The 22,176-nt window shown below is 53.9% G+C and carries 22 protein-coding genes and 4 tRNA genes; 14 read left to right on the top strand and 12 right to left on the bottom strand.

Annotated features, from left to right (window positions below; all coding sequences use genetic code 11):
* Positions 1-72: 72 nt before the first annotated feature.
* The 7 genes from A3850_RS00230 to A3850_RS00200 form a co-directional block, all read right to left on the bottom strand.
* Positions 73-741, bottom strand: a complete 669-nt coding sequence (locus A3850_RS00230; protein ID WP_068212637.1) for a phosphoribosylanthranilate isomerase — start codon at positions 739-741, stop codon at positions 73-75.
* Positions 742-896: 155 nt separating this feature from the next.
* Positions 897-1,712 carry an indole-3-glycerol phosphate synthase TrpC gene (gene trpC / locus A3850_RS00225; RefSeq protein WP_068212634.1) on the bottom strand — a complete coding sequence of 272 codons (816 nt, stop codon included), beginning with the start codon at positions 1,710-1,712 and terminating at the stop codon, positions 897-899.
* Positions 1,713-1,721: 9 nt separating this feature from the next.
* A complete protein-coding gene (trpD, locus tag A3850_RS00220; protein ID WP_068212632.1) occupies positions 1,722-2,711 on the bottom strand; it encodes an anthranilate phosphoribosyltransferase in 990 nt (329 codons plus the stop codon).
* Positions 2,712-2,743: 32 nt separating this feature from the next.
* Positions 2,744-4,078 (bottom strand): TlpA disulfide reductase family protein, encoded by a 1,335-nt coding sequence (locus A3850_RS00215; RefSeq protein ID WP_068212630.1) that lies wholly within the window; start codon positions 4,076-4,078, stop codon positions 2,744-2,746.
* A 99-nt stretch (positions 4,079-4,177) separates the two neighbouring features.
* Positions 4,178-4,249, bottom strand: a tRNA-Arg gene (locus A3850_RS00210).
* A 157-nt stretch (positions 4,250-4,406) separates the two neighbouring features.
* The gene (locus A3850_RS00205) at positions 4,407-5,762 is read right to left on the bottom strand and encodes an NAD(P)/FAD-dependent oxidoreductase (protein WP_068212627.1); all 1,356 of its coding nucleotides are present in this window, start codon (positions 5,760-5,762) and stop codon (positions 4,407-4,409) included.
* 175 nt (positions 5,763-5,937) lie between these two features.
* Positions 5,938-6,756 carry a PhzF family phenazine biosynthesis protein gene (locus tag A3850_RS00200; protein ID WP_068212624.1) on the bottom strand — a complete coding sequence of 273 codons (819 nt, stop codon included), beginning with the start codon at positions 6,754-6,756 and terminating at the stop codon, positions 5,938-5,940.
* A 147-nt stretch (positions 6,757-6,903) separates the two neighbouring features.
* On the opposite strand from A3850_RS00200, the gene A3850_RS00195 reads away from it, so the two are divergent.
* From A3850_RS00195 to A3850_RS19175, 7 genes are all read left to right on the top strand, one after another.
* Positions 6,904-7,245, top strand: a complete 342-nt coding sequence (locus A3850_RS00195; protein WP_068212622.1) for a LytTR family DNA-binding domain-containing protein — start codon at positions 6,904-6,906, stop codon at positions 7,243-7,245.
* Between the two features lie 112 nt (positions 7,246-7,357).
* Positions 7,358-7,900 carry a 3'-5' exonuclease gene (locus A3850_RS00190; protein ID WP_068213384.1) on the top strand — a complete coding sequence of 181 codons (543 nt, stop codon included), beginning with the start codon at positions 7,358-7,360 and terminating at the stop codon, positions 7,898-7,900.
* Positions 7,901-7,999: 99 nt separating this feature from the next.
* Entirely contained in the window at positions 8,000-9,364 is a 1,365-nt protein-coding gene (locus A3850_RS00185; protein WP_068212619.1) for a DoxX family protein, read from the top strand.
* Between the two features lie 129 nt (positions 9,365-9,493).
* Positions 9,494-9,567 (top strand) — tRNA-Arg (locus A3850_RS00180).
* Positions 9,568-9,748: 181 nt separating this feature from the next.
* Complete coding sequence (rpmB, locus tag A3850_RS00175) at positions 9,749-10,000, top strand: 50S ribosomal protein L28 (protein ID WP_068212615.1); 252 nt, start codon at positions 9,749-9,751, stop codon at positions 9,998-10,000.
* Between the two features lie 51 nt (positions 10,001-10,051).
* The gene (gene rpmG / locus A3850_RS00170; protein ID WP_068212611.1) at positions 10,052-10,240 is read left to right on the top strand and encodes a 50S ribosomal protein L33; all 189 of its coding nucleotides are present in this window, start codon (positions 10,052-10,054) and stop codon (positions 10,238-10,240) included.
* 53 nt (positions 10,241-10,293) lie between these two features.
* Entirely contained in the window at positions 10,294-10,467 is a 174-nt protein-coding gene (locus A3850_RS19175) for a DUF4295 domain-containing protein (protein WP_076639908.1), read from the top strand.
* Between the two features lie 173 nt (positions 10,468-10,640).
* Here the strand turns inward: A3850_RS19175 and A3850_RS00165 are convergent, their stop codons facing one another.
* On the bottom strand, positions 10,641-10,835 hold the full coding sequence (locus A3850_RS00165; RefSeq protein ID WP_068212608.1) for a hypothetical protein: 195 nt from the start codon (positions 10,833-10,835) through the stop codon (positions 10,641-10,643).
* 101 nt (positions 10,836-10,936) lie between these two features.
* Here A3850_RS00165 and prfB point away from each other — a divergent pair, with 101 nt between their 5' ends.
* Positions 10,937-12,025 (top strand): peptide chain release factor 2, encoded by a 1,089-nt coding sequence (prfB, locus tag A3850_RS00160; RefSeq protein WP_068212605.1) that lies wholly within the window; start codon positions 10,937-10,939, stop codon positions 12,023-12,025.
* 10 nt (positions 12,026-12,035) lie between these two features.
* A complete protein-coding gene (locus A3850_RS00155) occupies positions 12,036-13,472 on the top strand; it encodes an alpha/beta hydrolase-fold protein (RefSeq protein ID WP_068212603.1) in 1,437 nt (478 codons plus the stop codon).
* A 425-nt stretch (positions 13,473-13,897) separates the two neighbouring features.
* Here A3850_RS00155 and A3850_RS00150 read toward each other — a convergent pair.
* Both A3850_RS00150 and A3850_RS00145 read right to left on the bottom strand, forming a co-directional pair.
* Positions 13,898-13,972 (bottom strand) — tRNA-Pro (locus A3850_RS00150).
* Between the two features lie 128 nt (positions 13,973-14,100).
* Positions 14,101-14,191: transfer RNA gene (locus A3850_RS00145), tRNA-Ser, on the bottom strand.
* 336 nt (positions 14,192-14,527) lie between these two features.
* On the opposite strand from A3850_RS00145, the gene A3850_RS00140 reads away from it, so the two are divergent.
* From A3850_RS00140 to A3850_RS00125, 4 genes are all read left to right on the top strand, one after another.
* On the top strand, positions 14,528-15,412 hold the full coding sequence (locus A3850_RS00140; protein WP_068212600.1) for a sugar phosphate isomerase/epimerase: 885 nt from the start codon (positions 14,528-14,530) through the stop codon (positions 15,410-15,412).
* Between the two features lie 129 nt (positions 15,413-15,541).
* Complete coding sequence (ahcY, locus tag A3850_RS00135) at positions 15,542-16,855, top strand: adenosylhomocysteinase (protein ID WP_068212597.1); 1,314 nt, start codon at positions 15,542-15,544, stop codon at positions 16,853-16,855.
* Between the two features lie 200 nt (positions 16,856-17,055).
* Complete coding sequence (locus A3850_RS00130) at positions 17,056-17,598, top strand: hypothetical protein (RefSeq protein WP_068212595.1); 543 nt, start codon at positions 17,056-17,058, stop codon at positions 17,596-17,598.
* 269 nt (positions 17,599-17,867) lie between these two features.
* Positions 17,868-18,140: a hypothetical protein gene (locus tag A3850_RS00125; RefSeq protein WP_068212593.1), complete on the top strand. Its 273-nt coding sequence runs from the start codon at positions 17,868-17,870 to the stop codon at positions 18,138-18,140.
* A 21-nt stretch (positions 18,141-18,161) separates the two neighbouring features.
* Here A3850_RS00125 and A3850_RS00120 read toward each other — a convergent pair whose 3' ends face one another.
* Complete coding sequence (locus A3850_RS00120; RefSeq protein ID WP_082921530.1) at positions 18,162-20,558, bottom strand: glycoside hydrolase family 3 N-terminal domain-containing protein; 2,397 nt, start codon at positions 20,556-20,558, stop codon at positions 18,162-18,164.
* A 156-nt stretch (positions 20,559-20,714) separates the two neighbouring features.
* The gene (locus tag A3850_RS00115) at positions 20,715-21,203 is read right to left on the bottom strand and encodes a DUF6495 family protein (protein WP_068212592.1); all 489 of its coding nucleotides are present in this window, start codon (positions 21,201-21,203) and stop codon (positions 20,715-20,717) included.
* Positions 21,204-21,295: 92 nt separating this feature from the next.
* Between A3850_RS00115 and A3850_RS00110 the strand changes: the two genes are divergently transcribed.
* Positions 21,296-22,165: a TerC family protein gene (locus A3850_RS00110; protein WP_068212590.1), complete on the top strand. Its 870-nt coding sequence runs from the start codon at positions 21,296-21,298 to the stop codon at positions 22,163-22,165.
* Positions 22,166-22,176: the final 11 nt, after the last annotated feature.

Below are 22,176 nucleotides of genomic sequence, written 5' to 3'. Positions count from 1 at the left end.
CCAGCCTCTCAGTGCAAAAAGCCTCATCCTGTATGGATGGGGCTTTTTGTGTTTTACGGACCTTGCTTGAGCTTAGGTATTCTGCTCAGCGTGAAGACCCTTCACAAACTTTGCAACCACCTCCATGTCCTTGACCCCCGGCCTGGTTTCAAACTTGCTATTGATATCTACTCCCACAAATTGAGGGTGATCCAGTTTGCGAAGCTTCTCCAAATCTTTGGGGCCAATGCCGCCACTTAATAGGAAGGAAGTCGGGCCGGTATAGTTGGCCAGTAAATCCCAATTCCACTGTTCGCCCGTCCCACCGTGATCCTGGTGGCCACCGGTGTCGAATACGAAAAGATCAGCCGACCCGGTGTAAGGGGCGGTTTGGTTGAAATCGAAGTCTTCAGTAATGCGGAAAGCCTTGATAACGCGGGCGCTACGCAGTGTATTGACGGACCACAGTAATTTCAGTTCGGAGCAGTAGCCGGCACTCTCGTCACCGTGTAGTTGCACGTAATCCAACTGGTAATCGTGGACGGCGTTCAGTACGTAATCCACTTCTGCGTTGACGAAAACACCCACTTTTTTTGTGCCAGTGAACAAGGATGCATTCTCCTCCAGCCACTTCTTCAGTTCAGGATTATCCACGTAGCGAGGGGACTTGTCGTAGAAAATCATACCAACGAAATCCACGCCGAGGGTAGTTGCCTCAGTTAGGTTGTCCGGTGTGGTGAGGCCACATACTTTGACTTTCATAGTTATCCGTTTGCTCGGGGAACGCCCTTACCGCCATTTCGGTTACGTCGAAGCAAGTTCATCCGCTGCGATTTGGCCCTGTCAGTCTGAAGGGACGTCTAACCCAATGCGAAAATCCCCAGTCCATTTACCTTGCACCTGCGGCAGCGCCCTAATCAGGCAATGGCGCCGTCGTAAAGATCTTCAATGCGGCGTACGTCGGCGATGAATTGGGCGAGGGCAGCACCGGGGTCCGGCTGGCCCATAAAGTGGGTTCCGATGAGGAAGCCCTCGTAACCGGCCTGGCGTAGTTTAACGACCGACTGTGGGTCATCGATCCCACTTTCGCTGATGCGGACGATGCTGGGGGGGAGCAGTTCCGCCAGTTGTAAGCTGGTGGCGATACTCACCGAGAAATCCTTCAGGTTACGATTGTTGACGCCGACAATATTGACTTCCGGGCTAATTTTTGCTGCTTCCGCCTCATTGTGGACCTCGCAAAGTACCTCCAGCCCCATCTCGTTTGCCTCCGCTGAGAACTCGTCGATCTGGCCGGCACTCAGAGAAGCGGCGATGAGCAGAATAGCGTCGGCGCCCATAGCCTTAGCCTCGTGGATCTGGTAGCGATCGACGGTGAAATCTTTTCGAATCAGGGGAAGCGTGACCGTTTGGCGTACCACATCGATATCCGTAGGGGCTGCGCCGAAAAACTCCGTGTCCGTCAGGCAACTGATACCGGTCGCGCCCGCCTGTTGGTAGGCCGCGGTGATGTGAGCGGGATCGGCCGCTACGTTGATGTCGGACTGGCTCGGTGACTTGCGTTTGAACTCCGCGATGATGCCAAAGTCGTCACTATCGCGCAGCGCTTTGGACAAGCTCACTGGCGCGCGTTGGTAGCCCGCAGTATCCATCAGGGCTTCCAAGGGGGTTCGTTCCCGACGGCGTTCTACTTCCAGCGCCTTGTACTTATTGATTCTTTCGAGGATAGACATAGTAAGAATTTAGGCGAGTAGGCGGTTCAGCACACCGCGGGCCCGGCCACTTGCGAGGCTCTCTTGGGCAGTTGCTACGCAATCCAATAAGCTGCGTTCGGGGTGAATGGTGTGGATGGCCAGGCCGGCATTGGCGCAAACGACGTCGCGCTGCGCAGCGGTAGACTCGTTGTTCAGCACCGCCAAAAAGATTTTCTTCCCTTCTTCGACGGTGCTTCCGCCGTAAAGATCTTCCTGCCGTAACTGGCTGAAACCAAAATCTTCCGGTTGCAAGATCTTCTGCCGGTCCTTACTGCGGACGGCCGCCCCACCGGTGAGGCTCACCTCATCGTAGCCATCGAGAGCGTGCACAATAGTGTACTGCTGGTCGGGTTCCTCCTGCAGAATATAGTCGTACACCCGGGCTACCTGACGGTCGTAAGTTCCGAGTAGACTATGCGTAGGCTTGGCCGGATTGAGTAAGGGGCCGAGCAAATTGAAGAAACTCCGCACCCGTAAAGACTTACGTACGGGGACGACATTTTTCATAGCTGGGTGGAAAACGGGGGCGTGAAAGAAGCAGATGCCGGCGCGGTCCAGCATTGCCAACAGCGCGTCTTCCTCGTGGGTGAAGGGGACGCCGAGCGACTGCAGCACGTCGCTGCTGCCAACGCTGCTGCTCACGCCGTAGCTGCCGTGCTTGGTCACTAAATGGCCAGCCCCCGCCACGACGAAGCTCGAAAGCGTGCTGATGTTGAAGGTGTCTTTGCCATCACCGCCGGTACCGACGATGTCGATGGATTGCCTTCCACCAAGATCGATGGGGCGGGAGAGTTCCAGCATGGCATCCCGGAAACCCTGAATTTCCGAAAGCACGGCGGGGCGCATGTTTATGGCGGAAACGACGGCTGCGATCTCCATATCGGAGGCTTCACCGTTCCCTACCCGGGAGAGGGTTTCGTAAGCGGTTTGCCGGGAAAGCGGTTCCCGCGCGTAGAGTTGGGTGAGGAGTGACTTCAAGGTAGGGGTGGCCAGCTGGCGCGGGTAATGATTTATTTAGATGCGTCGCCCTCCAGCAGTTCTCTGACGGACGTATCAAAGCTACGCTTAAAGTCCGCGTACTGACTAGTGGCGGGCCCATTGAATCCGGTATGGATACGGGTCACCTGATTGTTTCGGTCAACAAAAAGCAGGGTAGGGTAGCTGATGACTTTAGACAGCATCGGGAGTGCCTTGCCAGCTTCCGTCTTGTCGCTACTTCCCGCGAGCAGCACGGGCCAGGGGACGTCCATATTCTCTTCGTAACGGCGGATGGCTGCCATACTGCGTTCATCATCAGCGCCGTAGCGCTCGAAGGCGAGGGCGATTACCTCTAGATCTTGCGTTTCATTTTCCTGGAGGTATTCCTTGAGAAAGACAGCTTCGTCCATGCAGTTAGGGCACCAGGTGCCCATGATCTTGATGAGTTTAGGTTTGCCCTGGTAACGCTCATCGTCCAGGCTTACCAGTTCGCCCTTACTGTTTTGGAAGCTGAATTTTAGCGGGGTGCCATCCACCATGCGGGTCATGTTGTCGGGGTCGGCGAGGGAGGCTTCTGCGTTGCGGGTGGCCTTCCAGTTAGCGATGTAGTGGCGGCCGGAGCGGAAGGTGCCGACGAGGCTGCCGTCGTCACCAATTTTGGCCTCGAAAAGGAAGGCGTGGCTACCGTCGAAGACACTGAGGTAGGCTTTGTTGCCCTGCACGGTTCCTTCGAGGTAACGGTAGTCACCCGTTTCGGTGCGGAAAGTACCGGTGAGGTGGTTTTTATTCTGGGTGAACTCGGCAATGCCGGGGTACTCACTGTCCTTATCGGAGAACATGACTTCCCAGGTGCCGCTGATGTCGGCGGTCGGTTCTTTGCGCAGGGGGGTGAAACGGTGGCCTTTACCGAAGTAGCCCTTAAACGGAATCCGATAGTTGTCGCGGTAGTGCACCACCCAAACCCCTTCGATCACATTTTCCTCGTGGTAGGCACTGATGTGGGTATCGTACACGGGAAAGTCAATCCGAATAGTATCACGGCCCTGCAGCTGGTCCCGCCCGGTGACGATGTCGGCGGCGGGGACGATGATGGTTTCTTCACCATTATGGATTTCCATGCGGAAGGTGGTGTCCGTTTCGTAGACGACGTCGAAGGTGAAGGGTAGGGCACCTTCCAGCACCTCGTCGAACTCCAGGTCGGTTTTCTCCGCAATCGGTGCGCCCTTCGGGTTGGGGACGATGGGGTTGTACTCCAGTTCCAGTATACCGCGGTAGGGCCCGGGGGGCAACGTCGGGTACCGTTCCTGTACGAACGTGCAATTGGTGACCAGGATGGCCAGAACGAAGAGGGATAGCAGTCGGTACATAGGTTGGTAAGCTGTGGGACCTGACTAACGCAGCGCAGGGCAGGGGGTTGAAAAGAAAAACCCCGATCCAACGGCGTGGAGCGGGGTTTCTTTACGGGGTGGTCTCGGATGGAATCGAACCATCATCGCAGGCTTCGGAAACCTGAATACTATCCGTTGTACTACGAGACCGGACAGGACTTGACGAAAAGCATAGCTTTTCTGTAAAGCGACGCAAAAGTAGCTGCGAACGCTGGACTGTGCAAGCACAGTCAGCTAACAATTAATACTAGCTCGTAAGTTGCTAAATACATGAATAGCTAGACTAGTAAGAACAGTAATTTCCTACTTACCCCAACATCTTTTTCACATCACTCGTAGCCGTTGGGTAGGCGAGGATCATATGTTGCAGCCGCTTGATTGGAATCTTCTCGGCAATGGCGAGAGCGAAGAAGTTGATGACTTCATCCGCATTGGGCCCAAGAAGGTGGGCGCCAAGAATCAGATCGTTTTCGGGGTCCGTGATTAATTTGTAGCCACTCACTTCACAGTTCAGGTGGCGGCTGGTGAACCATTCTGTCGTGTCTTCAAACTTGATCTTGAGGTCACGGTCATCGTCCTCCGCTTCCTTGGCGGACATCCCAACACCGGCGATTGGCGGTTCGATCATGGCCATCGTGGGGATGGGTTTATAGTCGGCTTTCCGGTTTTTGCCCGCAAATAAGTTATCGCTCAGTAGCCGCCCCTGGTACGTGGCGACCGGCGTCAGGCTCGGCGCGGCGTCCGTACAATCGCCAATTGCGTAGTGGGCGCTGACGCTGGTGCGGAGTTGGGGATCCACGGATATCCCCTTATCGCTGAAATCGATACCGGCTAGGTCAAGACCGATTCCCTTTACGTTGGGGACGCGACCCGCGCAGTGGATGACGGCATCCACTTCCACGGCGAAATCGTCTCCTTCCTCGGGCGTGCAGGTAACCTTTAGGCCGGAGGAGATTTTCTCAATTTTGGTGGCCTTGGAGCTAAAGTGAAACGTTATACCGTGTTCCTCGGCGGCCTTCGTCCACATGTCGTTGAGGTCGTGGTCGAAGTGGCCCACCGGGCTGTCATCGCTGGCAATCACAGTGACTTCTGCGCCTAAAATGCAGCTAATTTGCGAAAGGCTGGCACCGATATAGCCACTGCCGATAAAGAGGATACGTTCTGGGAGGGATTCCATTTCCAGGTAGCCGGCGCTATCCAAGTAATGCTCCTTACCCGGGATATCCAGTGGGGCGGGCATCCCTCCCGTGGCAACGATGACTTTTTCCGCGCGGATGGTGATGTCGTCACCAATAGCAATTTCGTGGGGCCCGGTGAATACCGCTTGGCCCTTGAAGCACTTAACGCCTTTTTCCAGTAGCCCCTTCTCCGTTTCCTCAGGGATGTCTTCCGTGAAGCTGGTCTTCCAAGCTTGTAAATTAGCCCAGTTGACTTTCGGAATACCATTCAGGCCTTTACCCTGTAGCCGTTGCAAACTGACCATGGCCTTAGCTACGCCGTAATGAACCTTCTTGGGGTCACAGCCGCGGTTCGGGCAAACGCCACCGTAGGTAGTCGCTTCCGTGATCCCAACGGAGAGCCCGGCCTTAACCGCGGAGTTGGCGACCAGCTGTCCTGCGGGGCCGCAACCCATTACGAAGAGATCAAATTGGTGGTGGGGCATACGTAGTCAAATTATGGTCGGCAGACGCTAGGGAGGAATCACTCTCCCAATGCATTCTTTACTTAATAGTTCCCTGGTGGTCACTTTACTTGCCAGCCTATCCGTCATAATTAAGATTGGTATCCCAATTACCTCGCACCTGCGGCAGCGCCCGTATTATTGGTGACCGCTTACTTTAGAACTCCTCCTCGTTCTCCAGATTGATTTGGCCGGATAGGTAGGTAGCCGCCCGCCCAGTGAGCCGTACTGTTTTGCCCTTCAACTGGCAGCGGATCTCACCACCACGGCCAGAAATTTGCTTGGCGGAAAGCTTGTTTCTGCCGAGGCGAGATGACCAATAAGGCGTGAGTAAGGTGTGGGCCGAACCCGTGACGGGGTCCTCGTCGATACCGGTTTGAGGATAGAAGCAGCGGCTAACAAAATCGAACTTCTTACCCGGTGCCGATACGATGACACCGCGATACTTGGTGAGTTTTGCCATGGCCTGAAAGTCCACTTCAAGCCGCTGCAATTGCTTCTTGGATTTGATGATGACTAACAGATCATCCTTGCCGCGGTAGACGCCGTCAACTTTCTTTACTCCAAGAATGCTCAGCAAATTGGCTGGCTTCTTTGTTTTGTGCGGTGCGTCAGCTGGGAAGTCCATTTGGTACGTTCCGTTTGCCAACGGCCGCACGGTGATGCTGCCCGCCCGTTCCGTTTGAAAGGTGAGTTGCTCCAGCGTTTTGCCGCTGCTCTGGTAAAGCACGTGGGCGGCGGCGAGGGTAGCGTGGCCGCAGAGTCGTACCTCCGCAGTGGGGGTGAACCAACGAATGCCGAAGACACCGGGGCCGCGGACTACGACGAAGGCCGTTTCGGAAAGGTTATTCTCCGCGGCAATTGACTGCATAGTGTTATCCGGCAGAAATTCAGGCAGTGGAACGACGGCTGCGGGGTTTCCGGAGAATAATTTGCTGGAAAACGCATCAATTTGATACAAAGGAAGGTTGGTCATGCACAAAGAGTATGAAAAATTGCCGTATTATTGTTGTACTCACCGGGGCAGTATACCGCAATGGAGGTTAGATCGCCCAAGATGGCGAGATGTTTTGTGAATTGGATTATAACTGGTGTCTCTCCCAGCAAAAAAAATAAGTTTCTCATGGTTTCCGTTCAAAGTTCTATTTCTGACCACATCTTCCTACGCAGTGGAACGACCTACTCTCGGGTCGCCTTAAGCGACGTGCTGTACATCGAAGCAGATGGTAATTACGCCCACCTGCAAGCAGTACAAGGGCGTTTCGCGGTAAAACGCTCCCTTGCCTCGATCGATGAAAGCCTCAATAACACGAGCTTCATTCGGGTTAGCCGGGGGGTGATCGTCAATTTTACGCACGTCAGTTCGGTAAGTTTCGCCGACGGTACAATTTCTATGGGAGACCGCACCCTGAAAATGGGTAAAGCTTACTTTACTGACGTTCGGAGCCATATGCCAAGACTGTAGCTTCATTGCTATTCGGTCCATTAACTGGCTTGCGTAACGAATTTCCTTTTTGCGTGTTAGTTAACCTGAGTACTCAGGTTTGGGTACGTCCCGTGCGCTAAACTACCACCCCTTGAAATTCATCGTCTACGACATTGAGGCTACCTGCTGGGAAGGCCGCCCACCCGGTATGGTACAGGAAACGATTGAGATCGGGGCCGTGGAAGTGGACCAGTACGGACGGTCACTGCGGCAATTCAGCCGGCTGATCAAGCCCGTCATCCATCCTCAACTCAGTCATTTTTGCCGGAAACTGACGCAGATCGACCAGGACGACATCAATCGGGCGCGAAAATTTCCGCGCGTCATCCGGGATTTTCAGGATTGGATCGGCGTCGAAGATGAAGATTACCTACTTGCCAGTTGGGGAGATTTTGACCGTACCCAACTCATGGCCGACGCTCAGCAGCATCGCTTAGACGATTGGTGGTTGGACGAACACATTGACCTGAAGCGACAGTACCAACAAATTCGGAACTTGCCGAAGAAGCGGGGGCTGAAGTCAGCCGTCAAGCACGAAGGCCACGTGTGGGAGGGGGAACAGCACCGGGCGCTGACGGACGCCATCAATACCACCAAGGTTTTTACCGAGCTGATTGATATGTGGCGGTACTGAGTACCCTGCCCAGCTGAATCTGACTTTCGCTTAACAAGTGATTTGCACCCACTCCCGGGTGGCTGACCTAACTTTGCCGTGCTTTAATCCCCGACCGTTATGACGCTCACGACGCTGCTTGTCTACATCTCTATCGCCGCCCTCGCCCTAACCGGGTTGACCTACTTCGTCTTTAAAAAGAAGGATAGCTTGCTACTCAGCCTCTTGCAGAATTTCTCTGGTGCTCTGTTCCTGTTCTCTGGTTACGTAAAGGCCGTGGATCCACTCGGTACGGCCTACAAGATGGAGCAATACTTTGCTGAATTTGAAAGTACGTTTGCGGATACTGCGCTGAGTTTTGTCGCGCCGATGTTCCCCGCAATGGCGGAGTTCAGCGTTGCCTTTTCCGTATTTATGATCGTCCTGGAGATCATGCTTGGTCTTGCTCTGATTGTGGGCGCCTGGCCTAAACTGACCTCCTGGTTGTTCTTCGGTATCGTTGCCTTCTTTACGGTACTGACTGGCTTCACCTTCCTGACGGGCTACGTACCCTCCGGTGTTAACTTCTTCGACTTTGGTGACTGGGGACCTTACGCGGAGACCAACATGAAGGTTACGGACTGCGGTTGCTTTGGCGACTTCCTAAAATTGGAACCCCGAACGAGCTTCTTTAAGGACATCGCCCTGCTCGTGCCAGGCTTCATCTTCTTGTTTGCCTCTAAGAAAATGCACCAGCTATTTAGTAAGGGAGGCCGCCGCCTGGCGGTGATTGGTATCGGCGTCGCGTCCTTATTATATGGTATGAGTAATTATGTCTGGGACATACCCGGCCAGGACTTCCGTCCCTTCAAAGTGGGTACGGACGTGGCCACCACCAAGCAGGCTGAAATGGACGCTGCGGCGAACGTCACCGTACTGGGGTACAGTATGGAGAATAAGTCTACCGGTGAGCGGGCAGAACTTACCCTGCAGGAGTACCTGGACCAATACGCCAGCTACCCCGAAGCGGAATGGGACATCGAACAATTGAAATCGGCCCCGGCCATTGAAGCCACCAAGATCAGTGACTTTGAACTGAGTGACGACGAAGGCAATGACCCCACCGTGGACCTACTGGCTTCCTCGGAATATACCTTCCTCATTGTCGCCTATAAACTGAAGGGGGAGGTTGGCAATTGGAAAGCAGGGTACCTGGAAGATTGGAAAGAAGATATTGCTCCCGTCGTGCAGGCCGCGCAAGCTCAGGGCCACAAAGTAGCGGCCATGACCAAGTACAATGACCCGACGAACATTGCTGACTTTAAGCAGCAGGTGGGGGCGGATTACCCCTTCTGGACGGGCGATGACATTATGTTGAAGACGATCATCCGTTCTAACCCCGGTGTAGTACTGATGAAAGATGGGAAGATCATCAATAAGTGGCACCACAGTAAGCTGCCCACTTTCGACGCTATTGCGGAGAAAGAGTTGTTGGCTAAACGGTAAGAAGGTGGAGTTGAAGTTCTTCTTCAGCGTCTGGAGCGTGGGGTGGGCTAAAAAAATGAATAAATTTAGTTCGGGCTCTTGCAAGGAATTAAACATGTGATTACCTTTGCACCCGCTATACAAAAGCACGGCTGCGTAGCTCAACTGGATAGAGTACTTGACTACGAATCAAGCGGTTCCAGGTTCGAATCCTGGCGCGGTCACTAAGTTTGGCGGAGGCGTTATCAACAGATAGCGCCTCCGTTGACTTATAAGAAGTTGCCTTCCAAAACTGGGTTCGTCCCTTGCAGTGAAGAAAACTTAGGGGGTTTCTCCCACGGTGGCGGGCTTCGGTCTGCTTTTTTATTCAAGGCTGTACTGCCTGTTCAATAAAGATTCCTAGCGATGTCTAAAGTTTGTAAACTCACGGGTAAGAAGCCGATCAGCGGTAATAACGTATCCCACTCCAACCGCAAGACGAAGCGTCGTTTTGTACCGAACATCCAGAAGAAGAAGTTCTACGTCCCGGAAACGGATGAGTTCGTAACGCTGCGTATTTCAACTTCTGCGATGCGTACCATCAACAAGCTTGGTGTTATGGCTTACATCAAGAAGCTCGAATCCAAAGGCATCGAAACCGGAGTTAAGTTTAAGTAACGCGCCCCGCGTATTCCTTCAGTGGCAGCCCGCCGCTAAAACACAATTATCATGGCTAAGAAAAGCAAAGGCAATCGTAACCTGATCGTTCTGGAGTGCACCGAGCACAAGACCAGCGGCCAACCTGGCACCAGCCGTTACGTAACCCAGAAGAACCGGAAGAACTCTCCCGACCGTCTGGAACTCAAGAAGTACAACCCGATCCTCCGCAAAGTCACCGTACACCGCGAGATCAAGTAATCCAACCTAACCGTGTCCCCTTTCCACTGGGAACCGCAAAATAATAAGCAACCATGGCTAAAGTATCGAAGAACTCCCGTACGGGCCAACGTGCCGCCAACGCAGGTTCCGGTCGTGATTACGTGAAGGTGATCAAGTCCATCAAGAACCCCGAGACCGGCGCATACTCCTACAAGGAAGTAATGATCCACAAGGATAAGGTGAACGAATTCATCAAGGCTAAGTAAGCTTCGATCTCGCTCCCAATTGGATAGCCCGTTAGCGCTCTTAGTGCTGACGGGCTATTCGTGTTTTCTTAGCAGGTAGTGGAGCCAGGTAGTTACCACTTGGCTGATGCGGGTCAAAAAAGGAAAGGCCCCATCACACTCAGTATAATGGGGCCTCAAATCTTGCCGTGAGATTATTCCGCGGTAGATCCGCCACCAACGCTCTTCATGAGTCCGATGCCAGACAGGAAGAAGATACCGCCAAGAATGGTGGCTCCCCAGGCTTGTCCGTTGCCGACCTCACCGCCGGTAAGTGAGAATACACCGTAGCACAGGCCAACGATGCCCGCAATGACCAGTATAACTCCGATAATTTTTTTGCTTTCCATAGTTTGTGGTTTTCTCGCCTAACGGAAGCTCAACCCATCCTGTTCGTTATCATTGTTAGAACGGCACCTAATACCTCTTCATACCACAATAGTAAAAGCTAATGACCAACGACCAACTGAAAGAACTTAAGGACCGCCTCGCCCTCCTCCGCGGTTACCTGGACGTTGAAAAGCGTAGCTTTCAAATTGAAGACCTGACCCAGCAAAGCCTGAATCCTGACTTCTGGAACGATAGCAAAGCCGCCGAAGCCATCATGAAGCAACTGCAAAGCCACAAGGGCTGGGTGAAGCAGTACCAAACCGTTGCCGAACGGGTGGACGAACTAGAGATTCTTCAGGAATTCCTGCGGGAAGGGGAGGGGAGCGAAGAAGAATTGGAGAGGAAGTACGAAAAAGCCGTCGAGATCGTCGACGACGCCGAATTCCGCGCCACCCTCAACCGCCCCGAAGATGAGATGAGCGCCATCCTGGAGATCAACGCGGGAGCCGGTGGAACCGAGGCCAATGATTGGGCGGAGATGCTGCTACGGATGTACACCATGTACTGCGAAAAAAATGCGGGCTACAAGATCAAAATGGCCAGCCGACAGGATGGAGACGCCGCCGGCATCAAATCCGCCACCATGGAAGTCAATGGTGATTTTGCCTACGGCATGATGAAAGGCGAAAATGGCGTCCATCGACTGGTGCGCATCAGCCCCTTCAACGCTCAGGGTAAACGACAGACGAGTTTCGCCTCCGTATTCGTCCACCCGTTGGTAGACGATACCATTGAAGTAGAGATCAACCCCGCTGATCTGAGCTGGGATACCTTCCGGGCTTCGGGCGCGGGTGGGCAGCACGTCAACAAAACGGAATCTGCGGTGCGGGTTACCCACGCCCCAACCGGCATCGTTGTGGAGTGCCAGGACGAGCGCAGCCAGCACAAGAACCGCGACCGCGCCATGAAAATGTTGCGCAGCCGCATTTACGAACTCGAACTCTCCAAGCAGCGGGCCGAGCGCGATGAGGTGGAGTCCGGCAAGACCGCCAACGAATGGGGCAGCCAAATCCGTTCTTACGTACTTGATGACCGCCGTGTCAAAGACCACCGCACCGGCTGGCAAACCAGCCAAACGGATGCCGTGCTTGACGGAGATCTGGAAGATTTTTTGAAGGCGTTTTTGCGTTGGGATGGGGAGGCGAAGTAGATTGGGTACTATGCTCTTGAAGAACCACCTAATTCGCCTCCAAGTGATGCTTGTTTCATTGCTGCCCATGGTTTCATTGACGGGCCAAGCGCCTTTAAACTTCGGGCAATCTTATCAGTACCAGTCAGAGGTGCTAGGGGAAGAACGAACGCTAAACGTGCTATTGCCAGCAGAATACGTTGACTCAACGGATAAAAAATATCCCGTTTTGTATTTACTTGATGGGGCAGTCAGTGAAGATTTTTTCCACGTTGCGGGGTTAATACGCTACCAAATCGACCACGGTATGATGCCACCCGCCATTCTGGTGGGTATCGCAAATGTGGACCGGCAGAGAGATTTTACTTACCCCAGTTCCGACCCGCGGGATACGGCCTATATGCCTAGGCTTGGCGGCTCAGCACTTTTTATCAAATTTTTAACGGAGGAGTTACCGATTTTTATCGATGCTAAATTTAGGCCCAATGGGCACCGTACCCTAATTGGTCAATCACTGGGAGGTTTACTGGCCACGGAAGTATTACTCAAGCACCCAGGGCATGGCTTCGCCGATTTTGTTATTGTCAGCCCGTCGTTGTGGTACGATAACGAATACCTGTATCAAACTATGGACCGGCTGGTTGAAGAAATGCCCGCTTATCCAAATAGGGTCTTCTTCTCCGCGGGCACGGAATATCCAGTAATGGTAGATGGACCTAAAAGATTGGCACGCTTGCTCGGCCAGCGCACGAAATCCAGCTGGCTTCATTTACCACAAGAGGACCATAATACCATCCTTCATCAGGCACTAGTAGATGCGTTCGATGAATGGTATGATCCGACCCAACTACACCCTTACTGGTTTGCAAACAAACCGGAGGGGCTTCCCATTTTCTCCGCACCGAGCACTGACTCCACCCAATTGGCCGTTTTGGCTTACGGAGATCCGCTCGGCCTAACGAACTCACTGCCGTCGAGGCCAGATACGGTAGCAGGCTACCCGGGAAGTTGGGTAACCATTGGTTCTGATTTGGGCCGCGGCTGGGTTTTCGATGCCTTTGTGTCGCCAGTACCAGTTTTCAAGAGCAATAAAAGCCTGAATTCCTACTTCAACGAACACCTTTCCTGGACTGATAGCATTACATTCTCCACTGTCGCCGAGGATTATTCAGGAGAAGCGCTCGATTATACTTTGTACGCAACGCAAGCTGGCCACAAGCTAATTTTAAGCGATTCTTGGCCCACCCTGGAAGAGTTAGTTCTCCATAACGTAACGTGGTCACAGGGCAGGGTCCTGTTGAACAACTGGGTGTCGGCAAATGGCTTCATCCCATGTGACGCGTCCCAGGTCCCGCCGGAGTTCCGCAACGATCGGGCCAACTACTTTAAAAGTGTTCAAGGACAGAATTTCGCAAAATCATTCATGCACCTTGGCGAGTTGCGTTTGTTTAGGTGGTCGGAACTATAGTTGTTGCGAATTGAACTTTTGGATGGCCCCAAAGTCGCGTGCTATGCGCTCGAAGCTGTGGCGTTAAAAGTAGAAAAGCCTTCACTACCGGAGTAGTAAAGGCTTATTCTAGGTCGGGGTACCAGGATGGCTCCAAAGTCGCGTGCTACGCGCTCGAAGCTGTGGCGTTAAAAGTAGAAAAGCCTTCACTACCGAAGTAGTAAAGGCTTATCCTAGGTCGGGGTACCAGGATGGCTCCAAAGTCGCGTGCTACGTGCTCGAAACTGTGGCGTTAAAAGTAGAAAAGCCTTCACTACCGAAGTAGTAAAGGCTTATTCTAGGTCGGGGTGCCAGGATGGCTCCAAAGTCGCGTGCTACGTGCTCGAAACTGTGGCGTTATAAGTAGAAAAGCCTTTACTACCGAAGTAGTAAAGGCTTATTCTAAGTCGGGGTACCAGGATTCGAACCTGGGGCCTCCTGCTCCCAAAGCAGGCACGCTAACCGGACTGCGCTATACCCCGGTGACTGAATTGAAGATCAGTCAAATCTTTACTTGGCGGAGACGGCGGGATGAGCTTCGCTGCTCTGCGAGTCGAACCCGCGGTACCCCACCCCTTAAAGGCACATCCTACAGTCACCACCTTTTTAGTGGCGGAGACGGCGGGATTCGAACCCGCGGTACCCCTTAAAGGTACGTCGATTTAGCAAACCGGTGGTTTCAGCCACTCACCCACGTCTCCGGGTTTTCGCTCGTCAAATGCTTTCGCACCGTCGAAAAGTTGCGCATCGTTTACGGCTCCTTTCCTAAGCGGCTGCAAATCTACGGATGGTTAATTATTCCACAAAGCATCCGTCAGGATTTTATTCTCTTTTTTTGGAGGTTCGGTCCCCTTTACTCGGTCCTAATGTTGGCACCTGCGGCAGCGCCTAAAAAATGGATGAAATAAGAAGCTGGCGCTGACGCAGGTGCAATGAAATTGGAAGGGGGCCGCGCCTGATGGGTAAGTACCGGCATACACGAGAAAGGAACCTAAGGTGGCAAAACAGTGCCTATTTTAGCCGTAAATCTCCCCGAAATGCACCTATCCATCCACAACTGGATGCGCGCCGAGCCCATCGAAACTACCCTGCAAAGAATCAGCCGAATTGGCTACGACTCCATTGAAATTCAGGGGGCACCGCAGCTGTACGATACGGCCGTCATTCGCCAACAATTAAAATCCTACGGGCTCAAGTGCTGGGGTAGCGTCACTCTAATGGAAGATGGCCTGAACCTGATGTCCGGAAAGGCAGAAGAACGGGCCAATACCCTAGTCTACCTCAAGAGCCTGGTCGATATGGTCAAAGAACTGGATGGCCATATGCTCAGCGTGGTACCGGGAACCGTTGGTAAGATCGTACCCGATAGCACCCCGGAACAAGAGTGGAAGTGGGCGGTCGCCGGGATGCAGGAACTGTACGAACACGCAGAAAAGGCAGGCGTACTGCTGGGCATTGAACCCATCAACCGTTTCGAAACGTACTTCGTGAACCGCGCCGCGCAGGCCTACGCCCTCGCTGAAGCGACTGGGCCCAATTGCGGGGTTTGCCTGGATATCTACCATATGAACCTGGAAGAAGCGGACTGGGAGCAAGCCCTCCGGGATTCCGCCGACCGACTCCACGGCTTCCACGTCGCGGATAACAACCGCATGGCCCCGGGGATGGGCGCGCTGGACTGGTCCAAAATCATTGCCGTGCTAAAGGACATCGGCTACGACGGTGCAGTTTCCGTAGAGTTTTGCCCGCCACTGGATCGAACGCCCGCCAACCCTTACCCCGGTAGTATCGACGAGAACCCCGTCGGTCTCTCGCCCGAGCAAAAGAAATTTTTGGAAGACCACGGGAGCTCTGCCTTTACGGAGGAATTCTACACCCGCCTTACTCAGCAATCGTACGATGTACTGGCGCCACTTCTGTAGTTGCGGATGCGATAGGAATCATTTTAACCATCATAACAGCACTCAGTGAAAATCTTTTCGCTGGGCTCGGTAACAATCCGTGTGCCGTAAGGATTCCGTACCTTTGCGGCCTACTAAAACAAGTAAGCTATGTCCGCAGCCGCGACCGCCACGAACTACAAAGTAAAAGACATCAACCTTGCCGCCTGGGGCCGCAAGGAAATCCGCCTCGCCGAAGCAGAAATGCCCGGATTGATGGCATTGCGCGAAGAATTCGGCGCATCTAAGCCACTGAAGGGTGCCCGCATTGCTGGTTGTCTCCACATGACCATCCAGACCGCCGTACTCATCGAAACCCTCGTTGAACTGGGCGCCGACGTTACCTGGTCCAGCTGTAACATTTTCTCTACGCAGGACCACGCCGCCGCCGCGATCGCCGCTGCGGGTGTGCCCGTTTTTGCCTGGAAGGGTATGAACGAAGAGGAATTTAATTGGTGTATCGAGCAAACCTTGCGCGCCTTCCCCGGCGGTGAGCCGCTGAACATGATTCTCGACGATGGTGGTGACCTCACCAACATGGTATTCGACGATTACCCCGAACTAGCCGGCGCCATCAAGGGCCTTTCCGAAGAAACCACCACTGGTGTGCACCGCCTCTACGAGCGGATGAAAAAGGGTACCCTCGTAATGCCCGCCATCAACGTAAACGACTCCGTCACCAAGTCGAAATTCGACAACAAGTACGGTTGTCAGGAGTCCGCAGTTGATGCGATCCGTCGCGCTACTGACGTCATGATGGCCGGTAAGGTCGCCATTGTTGCCGGCTACGGCGACGTTGGTAAGGGTACCGCCGCTTCCCTACGGGGAGCCGGTGCTCGCGTGATCGTCACCGAGGCCGACCCCATCTGTGCGCTCCAGGCCGCGATGGACGGATTCGAAGTGAAGAAAATGATGAACGCCATTCACCGCGCCGACATCATCGTGACCGCTACGGGTAACTTCAACATCCTCACCGAACAGCACTTCCGTGCGATGAACGATAAGGTCATCGTTTGTAACATCGGCCACTTCGACAATGAGATCGACATGGCATGGTTGAACGAAAACTACGGCCACACGAAGGACGAGATCAAAGCGCAAGTCGACCTCTACAACGTGGATGGTAAGGATGTGATCATTCTGGCGGAAGGCCGCCTCGTCAACCTCGGTTGTGGTACGGGACACCCCTCTTTCGTAATGTCTAACTCCTTCACCAACCAGGTGCTTGCACAGTTGGAGCTGTGGGAGAACAGCGATAAGTACGAGAACAAAGTATACATGCTGCCTAAGCACCTCGACGAAAAGGTTGCCCGCCTTCACCTCGCTAAAATTGGTGTGGAGCTCGAAGAACTGAGCAGCGCGCAGGCCGAATACATCGACGTACCAGTTGAGGGTCCTTACAAGCCGGAGCACTACCGGTACTAGCGTTTCGCCCGATACTTAATAAGATACCCCAGTTGATCAATTCAGCTGGGGTATTTTATTTCCGGTACCTGGAGAGAAAGGTTGGATCACTACTCACACACTGACCTTTGTGAACGTCAAGCCAGCGGTTACACCTTCTTCATTTACGTTGGGTTGCCAAGTAACTCTAAGCAATTCACACCCCGAGACACCCTATTCTTATGAAATTTCTTAACCTACTATGCCTCCTGGCCTTCCTCTTCACTTTCGCAGCCTGCGATGATGATGACAGTCCCGACGGACCGGCAGAACAGAACGTAATCTCCCTAGATGGTACCAACGTCGATTTGACGCAGGGATACTACTTCCAAAACCTTTTCGAACTGGATCAGCCCGACAGCACTAAGTACGTCTTCTTGACGGACGGTGGCATCACCGTAGTCGACGGTGAATTCGAGGGTACGTCCACTAACGGTATTTTTCTGGTCATGAAATCGGACAATACCTCCTCGCTGACCGACGGTGTGTACACCTACTCCGCGGAAGACGATATTGATGATATTGATGCATTCCAGTTCGGTGGAGGTGTTCTCGTCAATACTCCGGTCGACGATATATTCTCAGATGAGGGTGGTGCCATTGAAGGAGGTACCATCACGGTGAGTACTACGGGTAACAACCGTACCGTTGCCATCGCGGTAACCTATGGCAATGGCCAAACAGCTACCGGTGCCTTTATTGGTGAGCTGATTGTGGTTGAGTGATATCCCGAACTGTTTCAAATCTGTAAAGCGCCGACTGCCCAAACTGGGGAGTCGGCGCTTTACAGTTAGAACACGTGTGTATAGACTAACTAGTCTTGGTCAGCTGGCGACAGTGCAAAAGAAACGTCCAAGCGCTGTTGGAGGAAAACCGTCGTGTAATCATTGGCTTGCAGTGTTCTTCAAGATTCTCAGATCTATACGAGAATACTACGGTGATACTTCATCCCAAACTTTTGCGGACGCGAGCTGCTCTATTTTAAAACTATAAAATGGCTGACCCGGCAAAAGGCACCCCACCAACCAAATGGAAACTACTCATCGTAAAGTGGTTAGGGCTATTCCCCACCATCCTCGTAATTAGCTACTCCACCAAATGGCTGGGGTTAAAACCATTGGCCCTAAAGCTCGCCGTGGAAACTTTGATTTTGGTGCCACTGCTGGCCTACGTGGTTACGCCAATGATGGATAGCATTTTCTCGGAGTGGCTCTACGCCGGTAAAGACACGCCGAAGCAGCACCAGTCCGTCGATCTGGGAAGTTAGCAGCACTCTGACTTGTACAACCTACCGAGCGTTCCCCGTCAGTGTGAACGTGACTTTTTTCAGGTCTGCATCCAGGCTACTCGTACCTACCATGACATCGAATTCTCCCGGCTCGGTGATCCATTCCATGTTCGGGCCGAGGTATTCCAAGGCTTCGCGGTCGAGGTTAAAGGTGACCGTTTCACTGGCACCCGGCGCGAGGTAGACTTTCTGGAACCCTTTGAGCTCCTTTACCGGCCGGGTGACTTGGCTCACCTTATCCCGAACGTACAGTTGCACCACCTGCGAGCCTTCTCGCTCCCCGGTATTCTTAACGGTAACGGATACCGTGACGTTTTCATCAATGGCAGCAGAAGCAGCCAAAAGGGTAGGGGGGCTCACGTCCCAAGTCGTGTAGCTCAGTCCGTAACCGAAGGACCAGGCGGCAGTCACGTCATCGAAGAGGTAACCGCGGCGTGCCGTTGGCTTGTAGTTGTAGTAGGCCGGAATGTGGCCAACGGAGCGGGGCATGGAGATCGGCAAACGGCCGCCAGGATCCTTGTCGCCAAAGAGTACATCCGCAACGCTATTGCCGGTCTCCTGGCCGAGGTAGAAGCACTGGAAGACGGCGTCGGCTTTCTCCGTCAGGTTACTGATGTTGAGGGGGCGGCCACCAAAGACTAGCCCGATTACGGGTTTACCGGTCTTCGCCAGTTCGTCGATCAGTTCGTTCTGCAACCCAACGAGCTCGAGGGTGGGGCGGTCACCCCAGTGGCCTTCGGCCCAAGCTTCGCGGCTGGTCAGTTCGTTGCCGCCGACGGCCACGACGATGACGTCGGCACTACGGCTAGCGCGTACGGCCGCGCGGATGCGGAGCCGGTCTTCGCTTTCGTTGATGGCCACCACGGGGTCACGGTACCAACTTCCTGGTTCCGTCACGCGGGCACCTTCGGAGTAGATGACGTCACCCTCCCCGAGTGCGTTCTCGAGGCCCATTTTAACGGTCACGAAGTGGTCGGGCATGTCGGAGTATCCACCGAGGAGAACACGGTCCGCATTTGGCCCAACGATCGCAACGCGGCCAACGCTTTCCTTATCTAGTGGCAGCACACCGTTGTTTTTCAGCAGGATCATACTCTCCGCGCCGGCGCGGCGTACAAGGGCGTTATCCACCTCGGTGTTATTGATCACTTTGGCGGGGTCGGTGTAGGGATTCTCGAAGAGCCCGCGGTCAAACTTTTGCTTGAGGATGCGGCCTACGGCGGTGTTCAGGATCTCCACGTCCAGGGTACCGTCGTTGACGGCTTCTACGAGGAAGGGGAAGGCTTCGCGGTCCGGTAGCTCAATGTCCACCCCGGAGGAGATGGCGCGCACGGCGGCTTCCTTCCAGTCGGCGGCCACGGCGTGGCGGTCGGCCAGTTCGCGAACGGCAAAGTAGTCGGAGACCACGGCGCCCTGGTAGCCCCATTCGCCGCGCAGGACGTCGTTCAGCATCCAGCTATTGGCGTGGCTGGGTAGGCCGTTCACTTCGTTGTAGCTGGCCATGATGTTGCGCACGTTGCCTTCGCGCACGATGTAACGGAAGGGGTAGAGAAACACTTCGCGCAGCGTCCGCTCCGAAATGTTAGCGGGGCCAATGTTGGTACCACCTTCCGGTTCTCCGTGGCCGGCCATGTGCTTAAGGGTGGCAAAGATTTCGCCTTCGTCCCACTTTTTATCGTCTCCCTGGAAGCCCAGTACGGCCTGCAATCCAATTTGTGCGGCGAGGTAGGGGTCTTCACCGAGCGTTTCTTCCACGCGGCCCCAACGCGGGTCCCGGGCAACGTCCACTACCGGTGTGAGGACGACGTGGGCACCGCGGCTGGCGGCCTGGCGCCCGGCGGTGGCGTAGAGTTCACGCGTCAGTTCCCGGTTAAAGCTGGCGGCTACGCTGATGGGTTGGCCCCAGCTCGTGGCGTCCAGTGCGGCTAGCCCGTGGAGGCTTTCCTCGTGCATGAGGGCGGGGATGCCCAGGCGCGTTTCTTCCACCATCCACTTCTGAATAGCGTTGACGTAGGCCACTTCATTGACGGCCGTGCGCCCCGTATCGGGTGGCCCGGAAAGTTCGCTCGGGCGGGTTACGTGGCCTATGCCGTGGGGCATGATCACACTGGCGCTGTCCGGGTTGAAGTCGTAACCGTTTTGATACATCCGCTTCTTATCGGCCCACACGGCGGTCACCTGGGCTACTTTTTCCTCTACGGTCATCCGACTAATGAGGTCCGCGATTCTGGATTTAGTCGATTCCGAGGCGTCCCGGTAGATAGCGTCGTCGGCGGGTTTTTCCGTAAAGTTGGTGCCCGATCCGCTGCTGGCAGTGGCTGCAGGGGTGGCTCCTTTGTCGCCGCATCCATCCAAAGCAGCGAGGAAGGGGAGGGCCAGGAAGAGTAAAAAGCGCATGTCGTCTAGATTAATGGTCTTCCCATATCTTCCGCCACCAGTTGGGCGCTGCCGCAGGTGCAGGGTAATGGGGAATAAAGAAGGGTAAAGTACAGTGTTTTCCCCATTCCATTGCACCCGCGGCAGCGCCGTAAAAAGGACAAACGATTGTACTACCTAAATTTCTTCCAGCGTGCGGAAAAGTTCCCCTTCATCGATGAGAGCGCCTTGTTCGAGGAGGTGAAAAATGTCCTGATCGCGGCCGATGGGTAGGTAGGCACGCTCGGCGGAATACAGCTTAGCTTTAACCTGATCCGCCTGCAAACGCTCAAACATCTCTTTGGGCGAATACTCGTCGCGCGTAAAGTCAACGGTTGTCACTCCGTCCAGCAGGATGCCGCGCATGTAGATCTTGTCCTCGTCCGTTTTGTAGGTCCGCAGATCGTTAGGTTTGCGGTGGACGAGGTACTTCACCCTTTCGATCACTCCGGAAAAGACGATTTGGGAAAACTGCAGGATCAGGCCATCCGCCCGTTGCGGGTCCTCCACTTTGATGGTCTGCCAACTATTAGCGTCAATACCGTTCACGGCCAGGAACTTGACGAATTGGTCACGAACGTCGTTGAGTTCGTCCAATTTGAGACGGCGGAATTTTGTTTCGGACATGAGTGGGTCAGTTGAGGGGAACAAACATAGAACAAGATGCGTAGTTTTGTCAGGCGCCGGGTTTTCCGGCCTTTTGTACTTACCCAGCACGCATGTTTACTATTCCTGATTTCGGCAGCGGTGCCGTTTGGTTATCCCTGCTCACTCTGACCTTCCTCGAGATCGTACTGGGGATTGATAATATTATCTTCATTTCCATCGCCTCGGGTAAGTTGAAAGATGAAGAAGAGCAGAAAAAGGCCACCAATATCGGCCTGATTCTCGCCATGGTCATGCGTATCGCCTTACTCTTCGGGGTGTCGTGGTTGATCTCTATGGAGGAAGCCTGGTTCCACTTCGACTGGGGTTGGGCGAAGGGCGGCTTCGGTGGACAGGCCCTGATCCTGATCGCGGGAGGCATTTTCCTGCTCTATAAATCCACCTCCGAGATCCACCATAAACTCGAGGGCGATGAACATACTGACGGTGATCCGGGAGGGAAAGGAGGCGCCTCACTGGGGTCCGTAATATTTCAAATTACCCTCATCAATATTGTCTTCTCCTTTGATTCCATTCTTACCGCGGTGGGGATGACGAACGGTGTAACGGGCGCCCTGATCATCATGATCATTGCCGTAGTCGTTTCCGTGCTCATAATGATGCTCTTTGCCGTACCCGTAGGCAACTTCGTGAACCGCAACCCGACCATTCAGATGTTGGGCCTGAGTTTCCTGATCCTGATTGGGTTTATGCTCATCACCGAGGGCGCTCACCTGGGGCACTTGGAAGTATTTGGTAGTGAGATCGGGACTATCCCGAAGGGCTACCTCTACTTCGCGATTGCTTTCTCCCTCTTGGTAGAGTTCCTGAACATGAAGATCAGGCCGGGTAAGTCCGCGGCCAAGCAGGTGAAGTTGAATACCTACGCCCAGGAAGCGGCGAAGGATCCAAAACAACCACTGAGCAACCAATCCGCGGATTGATATACGGTAAT

The organism is Lewinella sp. 4G2, assembly GCF_001625015.1.
Lineage (GTDB): Bacteria > Bacteroidota > Bacteroidia > Chitinophagales > Saprospiraceae > Neolewinella.
The sequence above is the reverse complement of the archived record's forward strand: the minus strand, read 5'-3'. Positions and strand labels throughout refer to the sequence as shown.